This window comes from Telluria sp. LT2P80 (genome assembly GCF_059685955.1).
The window spans coordinates 1-12,416 of record NZ_JCASIO010000003.1 but is presented as its reverse complement, the minus strand read 5'-3'; the positions used below and the strand labels follow the sequence as shown (position 1 = coordinate 12,416).

At 64.2% G+C, this 12,416-nt stretch carries 6 protein-coding genes; 5 read left to right on the top strand and 1 reads right to left on the bottom strand.

Annotated features, from left to right (window positions below; all coding sequences use genetic code 11):
* The first annotated feature begins 13 nt into the window (after nucleotides 1-13).
* The 5 genes from AC56LW_RS09360 to AC56LW_RS09340 all read left to right on the top strand — a co-directional run bounded on the left by AC56LW_RS09360 (nucleotide 14) and on the right by AC56LW_RS09340 (nucleotide 9,050).
* Nucleotides 14-3,010, top strand: coding sequence for a TonB-dependent receptor (locus AC56LW_RS09360; protein ID WP_499633726.1), 2,997 nt, complete (start codon nucleotides 14-16; stop codon nucleotides 3,008-3,010).
* A gap of 89 nt (nucleotides 3,011-3,099) precedes the next feature.
* Nucleotides 3,100-4,779 carry a sodium:solute symporter family transporter gene (locus AC56LW_RS09355; RefSeq protein WP_499633725.1) on the top strand — a complete coding sequence of 560 codons (1,680 nt, stop codon included), beginning with the start codon at nucleotides 3,100-3,102 and terminating at the stop codon, nucleotides 4,777-4,779.
* A gap of 58 nt (nucleotides 4,780-4,837) precedes the next feature.
* A complete protein-coding gene (locus AC56LW_RS09350) occupies nucleotides 4,838-7,042 on the top strand; it encodes a beta-glucosidase family protein (RefSeq protein ID WP_499633723.1) in 2,205 nt (734 codons plus the stop codon).
* Nucleotides 7,043-7,083: 41 nt separating this feature from the next.
* The gene (locus AC56LW_RS09345) at nucleotides 7,084-7,488 is read left to right on the top strand and encodes a helix-turn-helix domain-containing protein (protein ID WP_499633721.1); all 405 of its coding nucleotides are present in this window, start codon (nucleotides 7,084-7,086) and stop codon (nucleotides 7,486-7,488) included.
* On the top strand, nucleotides 7,485-9,050 hold the full coding sequence (locus AC56LW_RS09340) for a GH39 family glycosyl hydrolase (protein WP_499633713.1): 1,566 nt from the start codon (nucleotides 7,485-7,487) through the stop codon (nucleotides 9,048-9,050). The genes AC56LW_RS09345 and AC56LW_RS09340 overlap by 4 nt, the downstream gene beginning before the upstream one ends.
* Here AC56LW_RS09340 and AC56LW_RS09335 read toward each other — a convergent pair.
* On the bottom strand, nucleotides 9,047-11,926 hold the full coding sequence (locus AC56LW_RS09335; RefSeq protein ID WP_499633711.1) for a PAS domain-containing protein: 2,880 nt from the start codon (nucleotides 11,924-11,926) through the stop codon (nucleotides 9,047-9,049). The two genes, AC56LW_RS09340 and AC56LW_RS09335, sit on opposite strands and share 4 nt — an antisense overlap.
* Between the last annotated feature and the right edge of the window lie 490 nt (nucleotides 11,927-12,416).

The following is a 12,416-nucleotide window of genomic DNA, read 5'->3' as shown; positions in this document are numbered from 1 at the left end:
CGGAGACAACAGAATGAAGCATCTGAATCGATCGGCGATTGCCGTGGGCGTGGCACACCTGTGCTGGTTGTCCGCAGCGTTTGCCCAGGAAGCCGCCCCGGCCCCTGCCGAAGCACAGGTCGTGACCATCACGGGTCAGCGCGCCGCACTCAACAGCGCACAGCAACTCAAGAAGAATTCGGACGAGGTCGTCGATTCGATCGTCGCCGACGACATCGGCAAACTGCCCGACAAGTCGATCACCGAAGTCCTGCAACGCATCCCGGGCGTCACCATCGACCGCACCATGTCGCGCTCCGACCCGGAGCACTTCTCGGTCGAAGGTTCGGGCGTATCGATCCGTGGCCTGACCTGGGTGCGCTCGGAACTCAATGGCCGCGACTCGTTCTCGTCCAACGGCGGCCGCGCACTGAGCTTCGAGGACGTCCCGCCAGAGCTGATGGCCGGCGTCGACGTCTACAAGAATCCGTCCGCCGAGCAGATCGAAGGCGGCATCTCCGGCCTGGTCAACCTGCGCACGGCACTGCCGTTCGACATCAAGGGCCAGCGCATTTCGGGCAGCGTCGAAGGCACGTACACCGAACTGAACAAGAAGAAGGACCCGGCCGGCTCGTTCATGTATTCGAACCGCTGGAAAACCGGCATCGGCGAATTCGGCGTGCTGGTCAACTACGCCAATTCCGAGAGCAACACCCGCACCGACGCCTTCCAGGTCGAGCCGTACTACCCGGTGGCCAATGCCGAGCCGGGCCGCACAGTATGGATTCCGAAAGGCGCGCAGTGGCGCACGCTGGACTTCGAGCGCAAGCGCCAGGGCGCCTACGCCGCGCTGCAGTGGAAGCTGGACAACACGCTGCGCAGCCACCTGACCTACTTCAAATCGAAGTACAAGATGCAGTGGGACGAGAACGCGCTGTTCTCGGCCGAAGGCAATCCGACCAATCTGCGCGTGACCAACGGCGTGTACGACGCCAACGGTGCGTTCATGAGTGGCATCCTGTCGAACCCGACCAATGACGGCATCGAGTTCGGCAACGATACCCGCACCTCGAACCGCGATTCGTCGACCACCGACGTCGCCTGGAACGTCGAGTGGAAGCCAGCGACCAACTGGACGCTGACGTCGGACGTCCAGCACGTCAAGGCGAAGTCGGAAGGGCTCGACTCGACCGTGGCGCTGGGCACGATCATGCAGCAGCAGAACCTGGACCTGACCGGCAGCTACCCGAAACTGATGTTCGATGCGGCCCAGACCGTCGGTCTGAGCGACCCGAACAACTACTTCTGGGCCTTCACCCAGGAACACCGCGACCGCAGCATCACCGAGCAGACCGCATGGAAAGGCGACGTCAAGTACGACTTCGACCATCCGATCCTGCGCGACATCCGCGTCGGCGTGCGCTTCACCGACCGCGATGCCAAGACCATCAATTCGAACCCGAACTACAACTGGTCGGCCATTTCGCAGCGCTGGATGATGCCATGGCAGATCAACCAGCTGGCGACGCTGAGCGATCCGCGTTTCAATGCACCGACGACGGTCAACCAGTTCAAGAACTTCTTCAATGGCGACGCCAGCGTCCCTGCCGTCGTGTTCCCGGCGCAGTCGCTGACGGCCGGCTACCCGGACTCCTACACCCAGCTGCACAGTTACCATGACATCCTGTGCGCGCAGGCCGGCAACAGCTGCGATCCGTGGAAAGCAGCCGCCTTCGGCGAAGCCAATCCATCGGGCGACAACGAGCAGTCCGAGAAGACCAAGGCAATCTACACGCAGATGCGCTTTGCGTTTGATGACCTGAAGATGCCGATCGACGGTAATATCGGCGTGCGCTACGTGAAGACCGACAACAAGTCGTTCGGCTACACCGTGTACAACTCGACCTTCGTCATCCCGCCAGGCGGCACCACGGGCCTGACCGTGCCGACCATCGCGCCGTTTGCCGGTCGCCAGGATTACGAGAACACCTACCACAACTGGCTGCCGAGTCTGAACCTGCGCATGAAGGCGAGCGACCAGCTGCAGTTCCGCTTCGCACTGGGCAAGGGCATGTCACGCCCTGACTTCGGCCAGTTGCAGGCGTACACGACCCTCGGCCAGAGTGTCCAGAGCACGACCAGTGGCACCGGCGCCGCCCAGGTCACCAATGTGACGTCCGTGGCCCATACCGGCGAATCCGTCGGCAATCCACTGCTGCGCCCGGTCACCTCGCGCAACATGGACCTGACTGCAGAGTGGTACTTCGCCCAGGCCGGTTCGCTGACCTTCGCCGTGTTCGACAAGCGCCTGAAGGACATCATCGTCAAGCAGAATTCGTCCTACCAGCTGACCGACTCGGCCGGCCGTGTAATCGATTTCAATGTGGCGACGCCCGTCAACGGCGCACGCGGTTCGGCGCGCGGTATCGAGATGGCATACCAGCAGTACTTCGACAAGCTGCCAGGCTGGCTGTCGGGCTTCGGCGTGCAAGCGAACTACACGCACGTCAAGAGCAAGCGCGACCTGTACAGCCCGGTGTTCTCGACCTACTGCTCGAACGTGAGCGGCGCGGCCAACCTGAACCTGAACCTGAACGGTTGCGACACCGATGGCCGTACCTTCGGCGACCTGCCGCTGGAATACCTGTCGCGCAACTCGTACAACCTGGCGCTGCTGTACGACAAGGGCCCATGGTCGGCGCGTCTGGCCTACAGCTGGCGCTCGAAGAGCCTCCTGGGTAACAACAACAACGGCACCAACGGCACCAACGGCGTCGACACCAATCCGGACAGCCCGACCTTCGGCCAGAACGTGATTGCCTGGGGCTTGCCGATCTGGGCCGACGACTACGGTCAGCTCGATGGCGGCGTCAGCTACAAGTTCAACGAGAACTTCCGCCTCGACTTCCAGGGCACCAACCTGACCGATGCGAAGTACAAGCAGATCATGACGCACCACATCGGCGACAAGGGCCGTGCGTGGTTTGTCAGCGGTCCCCGCTACAGCGTGCGTCTGGGCGTGTCGTTCTAAGTCGATGCCGATGTAATCCCGACGCCCGCTGACCTGCCGCCCCGCGCGGCAGGTCAGCGGGCTTTTTGCTTTTCCAGGAAAACCGATCCATGCAAAGCTCGACTTTCTCGTCGCTGGACACGTTCGTCTTTTTTGTCTACTTCATCATCGTGGCCGGCTACGGCTTCTGGGTCTACAAGCGCAAGCAGCGCTCGGCATCGGCCTCGCATGACTACTTCCTGGCCGAAGGCTCGCTGACCTGGTGGGCCATCGGCGCCTCGATGATCGCGTCGAACATCTCGGCAGAGCAGTTCATCGGCATGAGCGGCTCGGGCTTCAAGATGGGCATGGCAATCGCCGTCTATGAGCTGATGGGTGCCTTCACGCTGATCCTGGTGGCGGTCTTCTTCATGCCGATCTACCGCCGTAACCGCATCTACACGATGCCCCAGTTTCTCGAACAGCGTTACGGCAGCACCGTTGCCACCGTCATGGCGCTGTTCTGGCTGTCACTGTACGTGATCGTCAACCTGACCTCGATCCTGTACCTGGGCGCGCTGGCCATCGGCGCCATCGCCGGCATTGATGTCTGGACCTGCATGGTGTTCCTGGCCGTATTCGCCGTCATCATCACGCTGGGTGGCATGAAGGTCATTGGCTACACCGACGTGATCCAGGTCCTGTGCCTGGTGCTCGGCGGCCTCGTGACGACCTGGCTGGCACTCGACCTGGTCGCGCAGAACAATGGCGGCGGCGGCGTGATGGCCGGCTTCAACCACCTGCTGGGCGTGGCGCCCGATCACTTCGACATGGTGCTCACGCGCGACAACCCGAACTACCTTGACCTGCCCGGCGTGTCGATCCTGATCGGCGGCATGCTGATCGTGAACCTGAACTACTGGGGCTGCAACCAGTACATCATCCAGCGCGCACTGGGCGCCGACCTGCACACGGCCCGCAAGGGCATCCTGTTCGCGGCCGGCCTCAAGCTGCTGATGCCGGTGATCGTCGTCCTGCCGGGCATCGCGGCGTTCGTGCTGCACCAGCAGGGCGTGCTGGGCGCATCGATGGGCGTGGGCGCGGACGTCAATCCGGACCGCGCTTATCCGGTGCTGCTCACGCTGCTGCCGACGGGCCTGAAAGGCATCGCCTTTGCCGCGTTGACGGCTGCGGTGGTCGCTTCGCTGGCCGGCAAGGCCAACAGCATCGCCACCATCTACACCTTCGACATCCACAAGAAAGCCTTCAACCAGGGCATCTCCGAACAGCGCATGGTCTGGATCGGCCGCGTGACCGTGGTCGTGGCCATGTTGCTGGCGGTGCTGATCGCGCCGTTCATGGGCATCGACAAGAAAGGCGGCTTCCAGTACATCCAGGAATACACGGGCTTCGTCTCGCCCGGCATCCTGGCCATGTTCCTGATGGGCTTCTTCTGGCGGCCGGCCACGGCCAGCGCAGCGATGTTTGCCACGGTCGGCGGCTTCCTCGGCTCGATCATCCTCAAGTTTTTGCCCGGCCTGATGGACCTGTCGTTCCTGGCGCCGATCGGTTTCGCCGTGCCGAACAGCGCCGGCGTCTACGAGATTCCTTTCGTCGACCGGATGGCGATCGTGTTCGTCGTCGTCATCATCGGCATGGTCATCATCAGCAAGCTGTGGCCAAAGGCCGGCCTCGAGCAGAGCAAGGGCGTCGAAGTCGAAGCGTCGATGTTCAAGGTGCAGCCGGGGTTCGCGTTTGGCGCGACCGTCATCTGCATTGCGCTGATCGCGATCTACAGTGCGTGGTGGTAGGCTCACGCCGCGGTAACAACGTACCAATACAAAAACAGACACACTAGGAGACACACACATGCATCCAGCTTTGCCCTTCTGCCGCTCGGCCATCGCCCTCGCCGCCGCCCTCGCCTTTGGTGCGGCGCACGGTGCGCCAAATACCGCACCGGACGCCGCGCAAGAGCGCGCCGCCAAACTGGTGGCCCAGATGACGCTCGATGAAAAAATCGGCATGGTGTTCGGCTACTTCGGCACCGAATTCAAGGGCCAGAAAGCGCCCGAGGGCGCGTTGCCCCAGTCGGCCGGTTTCATCAAGGGCATCGAGCGCCTGGGCATCACGCCGCAGTGGCTGACCGACGCCGGCATCGGCGTGGCCTCGCAGCCGGGCAAGGACGCGCGCGAGCGCACGTCGCTGCCGGCGGGGATTGCCACCGCCGCCACCTGGAATCCGCAGCTGGCGTTCGAGGGCGCCGCGATGATCGGCAAGGAAGCGCGCCTGTCGGGCTTCAACGTGATGCTGGGCGGGAGCGTGAACCTGGCGCGCGAGCCGCGCAATGGCCGCAACTTCGAGTACACGGGCGAAGATCCGCTGCTGGCCGGGATCATGGCCGGCGAACAGATTCGCGGCGTGCAGTCCAACCACGTCGTCTCGACGCTCAAGCACTACGCGTACAACGACCAGGAGACAGGCCGCAACCACCTGAATGTCAAGATCAACGATGCTGCGGGCCGCATGTCCGACCTGCTGGCATTCCAGATCGCCATCGAACGGGGTGACCCGGGCTCGGTCATGTGCTCGTACAACCGCATCAACGGGCCGTATGGCTGCGAGAACGACCATCTGCTGAACAAGGTGCTCAAGGGCGACTGGGGCTACAAGGGTTACGTGATGTCCGACTGGGGCGCGGCCCACTCGACGATCCCGGCCGCGCTGGCGGGTCTGGACCAGCAGTCGGGCTACCCGTTCGACAAGTCGCCCTACTTCGACGGCGCGCTGAAGGAAGCCGTCGAAAACGGCCACGTCCCGCAGGCCCGTCTGGACGACATGGTCGCCCGCATCCTGTGGGCGCTGGGCGCGCACGGCGCGCTGGATCATCCGGTCAAGGTCCAGGCCAAAGAGATCGACTACACGGCGCACGGCAAGATTTCGCAGCTTGATGCCGAAGAAGCGATCGTCCTGCTCAAGAACACGGGCAACGTACTGCCGCTGGCAAAGAACGTGCAGCGCATCGCCATCATCGGCGGGCACGCCAACAAGGGCGTGCTGTCGGGCGGCGGCTCGGCGCAGGTCTACCCGCGCGGCGGCATGGCCGTGCCGAACGAAGGCCCGGCCGCCTGGCCAGGCCCGATGGTCTACCTGCCAGGCTCGCCGATGAAGGCGCTGGCGGCGCGCACCAAGGCCAAAATGACCTGGCACGATGGCAAGGATGCCGCCGCAGCCGCGAAAGTCGCGGCGGGTGCCGACGTGGTGCTGGTGTTCGCGACGCAGTGGACGTCCGAAGCGGCCGACGTGCCGACGCTGGCGCTGCCGAACAACCAGGACGCACTGATTGCAGCGGTGGCCAAGGCCAATCCCCGCACCGTCGTCGTGCTGCAAACGGGCACGCCAGTCACCATGCCATGGGTGAACGATGTGGTCGGGGTGGTCGAGGCCTGGTATCCGGGCACGAACGGCGCCGAAGCCATCGCGCGCGTGCTGACGGGCGAAGTCGATGCGTCGGGCCGCCTGCCGCAAACCTTCCCGCTGGCCGAGAACCAGCTGCCGCGACCAAAGATCGATGGCATCGACCTGCCGAAGGACACGCGCTTCGACGTCGACTACGACATCGAGGGCGCCGCCGTCGGCTACAAGTGGTTCGACCTGAAAGGCCACAAGCCGCTGTTCGCATTCGGTCACGGCTTGTCGTACACGAGCTTCACCTACACGAACCTGAAGGCCGACGCGACAAACGGCAGCATCCGCGTGCGCTTCAACGTGACCAACAGCGGCGCGCGCGCCGGCAAGGCAGTGCCGCAGGTGTACGTGTCGAAAGTGGGCGCCGGCTGGGAAGCACCGAAACGTCTCGGTGGCTGGGACAAGCTGGCACTGGACGCCGGCGCAAGCCGCACCAGCGAAGTCACGATCGATCCGCGCACGCTGGCCGTGTTCGACGGCGCCAGCAACCGCTGGAAGATCGCGGCCGGCGACTACCGCGTGATCCTGTCGACAGCGGCCGACGCGCCGGTATCGACGGTGACGGTGCGCCTGCCGGCGCGCGAGTTTGCCGCCGGGGCGCGCTGATTGCGGTCCTGCACGACCACCGACTGAAAGACTGACCGCCCGTGCCCTGCCAGCAGCACTCGCTTGACCCGCAGCGCGACCGCGAGAGGTCGGCGATCCTGTACGCGATCGCCAGCCGTTTCGCGGATGCGGAGCTCGAGCTGGGCGCGGTTGCGCATGGCGCCGGCGTGAACCGCAACAAGGTCAACAACGTGCTCAAGGCCGAACTGGGTTGCACGTTCACCGGTTACCTGAACCGGTTGCGCCTGACCGAAGCAGCGCGCCTGCTGGCCGAACGCGATTCGGCCAGCATCACCGACATCGCCTACACAGTGGGCTACAACCACGTTTCGTACTTCAACAAGCTGTTCAAGCTCGATTATGGCTGCACACCGAAGGCATTTCGGGCGCAAGCGCATCGCACGCCCATCTGCCCCTCGCCCACATCCGGAGAAAAGACCCCATGAAGCACACGATTACCACCATGACGCTGGCGACGCTGCTTGCCCTGCCAGCCGTGGTCCATGCGCAGCAACGTGTCATCGACGTCGACGTCACCCAGGTCAAGGGCCAGCTCGATCGCATGTTCAACCTGTCGGTTGGCGCCGGCCGCGCCAATGAGGGCTTGCGCGCCGACTGGCAGCAGCAGCTGGCCGAACTGCGCAAGGACACCGGCTTTCGCTACATCCGCATGCATGGTCTGCTGAGCGACGACATGGCCGTGTTCCGCATCGACGCGCAGGGCAAGGAGCAGTACAACTTCCAGTATGTCGATGCGCTGTTCGACTACCTGCTCAGCATCGGCATCAAACCGTTCGTGGAACTGGGCTTCATGCCGTCCGCGATGGCCAGCGGCACCAAGACCATCTTCTGGTGGCGCGGCAATGTCACGCCGCCGCGCGACTACGCCCAGTGGGAACGCCTGATCAAGGCGCTCACCACACACTGGACCGAGCGCTACGGCAAGGCCGAAGTGGCGAGCTGGTACTTCGAAGTCTGGAACGAACCGAACCTGGACGGCTTCTGGGCCGGCACGCAGGACGAGTACTTCAAGCTGTACGCGCACGCCGCGCGCGCCGTCAAGAGCGTCGACGCGTCGTACCGCGTGGGCGGCCCGGGCACTGCCGGCGCGGCCTGGATTCCCGAGATGATCGGGTACGCCAGCAAGAACGGGGTCCCGCTCGATTTCGTCTCCACCCACTCGTACGGCGTGAACCAGGGCTTCCTCGACGAATTCGGCACCACCGGCACGGTCCTGAGCCCCGACCCGATGGCCGTGACCCACGACGTGCTCAAGAACCGCAAGGAGATTGCGGCCTCCAGCATGCCGAAGCTCGAGTTGCACTACACCGAATGGAGCTCGTCGTACACGCCGTCCGATCCGACCCACGACAGCTACCACCAGCCGGCCTACATCCTGAGAAAGCTCAAGCAGAGCACTGGCGCCGTGCAGTCGATGTCGTACTGGGTGTTTACCGACATTTTTGAAGAAGCCGGTCCGCGCTTCGAAGCGTTCCACGGCGGGTTCGGTTTGATGAACACGCAGGGGATCAAGAAGCCAGCCTATTTTGCCTACCAGTTCCTCAACCAGCTGGGCGATCGCGAACTGAAGAACGCCGACCAGGATTCGACGGCGACGCTCGACGACAAGGGTAACGCCCAGGTGCTGCTGTGGGATTACTCGCACACGCTGCCGGCGGGGATCAACAACCAGCAATACTTCATCAAGGACCTGCCGCCCAAGTCGAAAGGCCAGGTCAAGGTGGCGATGCGCGGCCTGAAGCCCGGTGCCTACACGATGACGGTCTCGCAGGTGGGCTACAAGCAGAACGATGCATTCACCGCGTATATCGGCATGGGCTCGCCCAAGCAGCTGACACGTCCGCAGGTCGCGGCATTGAAGGCGACGGCGACCGGCAAGCCGTCGAAGCAGCAAGCGGTGACGGTCGGGCGCGATGGCGTGTTTGCCACCGCGTTGCCGCTGCGCGAGAACGATGTCTACCTGCTGCAACTTGAGGCGGCGCGTTAGCGCTCGCTGTCGTGCGGCGCGCCCAGGCTCAACTCGACGCGCCGGGCCTCGAGACGCTCGATGACGCGTGCAGCGAGCAGGCGCAGCGCGTCGAGCTGATGGGCGGTCAGCTTGCGCGGCTCGGTATCGATCACGCACAGCGTACCCAGCGCCTGACCGGTTGACGTCACCAGCGGCGCGCCGGCATAAAAACGGATGCCGGGATCGCCCGTCACCAGGGGATTGCCGACGAAGCGCGCATCGAGCGTCGCATCCACGACCTGCATGACCTGCTCCGGTTGCTCGATCGCGTGGCTGCAGAACGCGTGTTCGCGCGGTGTTTCACGGGCCTGCAGTCCCACGCGCGCCTTGAACCATTGACGCTTGTCGTCGATCAGCGAGACCAGCGCGATCGGCGTCTGGCAGAACGTGCTGGCCAGGTGCGTCAGCTCGTCATAGGCCGCTTCTTCTTCGGTATCCATGATGTGCAGGGCCGCCAGCTCCGCCAGCCGTACGCGCTCGACCCCTTCGTCGGGCGCGCGCGGCGGCTGGCCAAAGACGGTTTCGACGAGGGTCATGGCATGCGTCGTACTGACCTTGGCAACGCTTGCAGCGCGGTCGCGCCGGAGCACGGCCTCGTGCAGAAGACGCGCAAGATCGTCCAGGGCGTAAGGCTTGGGCAGCAGCAGGAATCCGTGGTCCGATTCCTGCGCCAGCACATGGCTGTAGCCACTGGTGAGCACGACGGGAATGTCGATCTGCAGGCGTGCCAGTGCGCGCCCCAGGTCGATCCCGGTCATCCCCGGCAGGACAACATCGGAAAACACTGCCGCGTAAGGATCCGGATCGTCGCGCAGCAATGCCAGCGCCTGCTCCGCACTGGTCACGATGGTCGTTGCGTAGCCAAGTTCATGCAGCGAGCTCTCGACCATCGCGCGCAATTCGGGATTGTCCTCGACCGCCAGGATGCGCAGTCCCCCGCCGCCGGGCAGCGCGTGCTGGACGCCCGGTGTGCTGCCGCCGGCAAGCGGTTGCGCTGCACACGGCAGGTACAGCGTGAAGGTCGTGCCTGCACCTGGCGTACTCACGACCCGCACATCGCCGCCCGACTGGCGCGCAAAGCCGAACACCTGTGACAGCCCCAGGCCGGTGCCGTGGCCCACGCCCTTGGTCGTAAAAAACGGCTCGAAAATCTTGTCCAGGTTATCCGGCGCGATGCCAGCGCCGGTGTCGTGCAACGACACGGCCACGAACATGCCGCTGATTGCCGGCTGCACGCCATGCTGCGGCAAGCCCTCGACCGACGCGACCTTGACCGACAGCGTTCCGCGCGACTGCATCGCGTCGCGCGCATTGACGGCGAGATTGACCAGCGCAGTATCGAACTGGCTCTGATCCGCATTGACGAAACAGGCCTGGTCGGGCAAGTCGAGCACGACCTCGACCCCGACGCCGGTCAGGCTCCCGATCATTTCCCCGATCGCGCGCGTGCTGTTCCCGACGTCGAACACGGCCGGCTGCAGGGCCTGCCGGCGTGCAAAGGCAAGCAGCTGACCGGTCAGGCGGGCGCCGCGCGTGACCGCGCTGGAAATCGAGTCCATGAAGCGCTGGCGGCGCTCGTCGCCAAGCTGTACCCGGCGCAGCAGCTCGATGCTCGACTTGATCACCGCCAGGACGTTGTTGAAGTCGTGCGCCACACCACCCGTGAGCTGACCGATCGCTTCGAGTTTCTGGGACTGCCGCAACGCCTCCTGGGTTTCGACCAGCGCTTGCTGCTGCTCATGCCACTCGGTCACGTCCAGTGCCGTCATGAAGGCGCCGATTTGCTTGCCGTCGTGATCGCGCAAGATCTCGAAACGCATTTCACTGGTGCGCTGTTCGGGTGCGGCCTGGCCGGACGTCTGCTGCAGCGAGAAGGTCTCGCCGCCCAGCGCGCGGTCCCACAGCGCCAGAACTGCCCGCAGTTGCTCTGGCTGGTCGGCCAGCACGTCGGTCAGGCGATCGCCAACCGCGACACGGCGCTTGAACAGGCGCCAGTAGTCATCGACGCTGGCCTGGTTGATCGCCAGGAAGCGGTAGTCTGCATCGATCACCTGCAACAGCAGATTGGTAGCCTGGAACACAGCCGCAAGCACGTCACGTTCGCGCGTGCGCAGTATCAACGCTTCGCGCTGCTGCTTTTCGTCGGTGACGTCGCGTGCGGCGCAGTACACCTTGCCGTCCTCCGGCACGGCAACCCATGACAGCCAGCGCCAGACCCCGCCACTCGTGCGGTAGCGGTTCTCGAAACGCACGACCGCCTGCCCCCGCTCGCTCGCCTTGATCCAGGCCGCCTGCGTCGCCGCGAGGTCGTCGCGGTGCACGAACGCCGTGAATGGCTGGCTGGACATCTCGGCTTCGGTCCAGCCCAGCACCGTCTGCCACGCGGGGTTGGCCAGCTCGACATAGCCATTGGCATCGATGATGCACAGTGGCTCCAGGCTCACGGCCCATGCTCGGTCCGGCGCCAGGGCGCGCGGGGCGCAGCGCTGTTCAAGTTTTGCGACTCGTTCACGCAACGCGTTGCCAGCGCGCGCCTGGCCAATGCGTGCCACGGCCGCGCCCATGGCGACGCAGACGTGGTGCAGCAGTTCGCGCTCGTGCGGCGTGAATGCGTGCGTGTGCGCGGTAGCGCCGGCGCACAGGGCCTGCTCGATCTGCTGTGCAGATGGCGCGTCCTGGTCAGGCTGGACCAGCCCGTGAACGATCAAGGACAGCGCGGATGGGTCGAGCGGCAGAATCCCGGAAAGGCGGTCCAGCGACAACTGCACCACGTCGTCGATACTGTCGAGGCCAGCCAGGGCGGATACGATGTCGAGGACCTGGAGCAGGCGCTCTTGGGGGAAGACGGTGTCCACCCCGGTTACAGCGGGACCGTCAAACGGGCGCGCCCATCGGGCTGCCCCGCCACACCTGGAGCCACTGCATACTGCGATTCGAGAGCCTTGACGTTTGCCATTCCACGACCATGTAAAGAGGTACAGGATGGGACGCACATGCCTACCCACATCCCATTAAACGTGGTCATATTAGCATGTTGCGCTGGCCGCGACGGCACGCTTGCACCGCTGTGCGCGGTCTTGTTCCATCCCATCCCGCGGCCAATGACGCCGTGACGGGGTCTGTGTGGAAAGAACAGCACCAGCGGGGTCAGGTCTGACATTCGGACACGAGCTTAACAGCACCAGCGGGGTCAGGTCTGACATTCGGACACGAGCTTAACAGCACCAGCGGGGTCAGATACCGTCTTGAATTACAAGCCGATTCGATAAGAAATTTGCGTCGAATGGCTTGCCTGTTCGGATAACGCCGTAAATCAGATGCGCTAGTTTGTGCGTAACGGCGCCG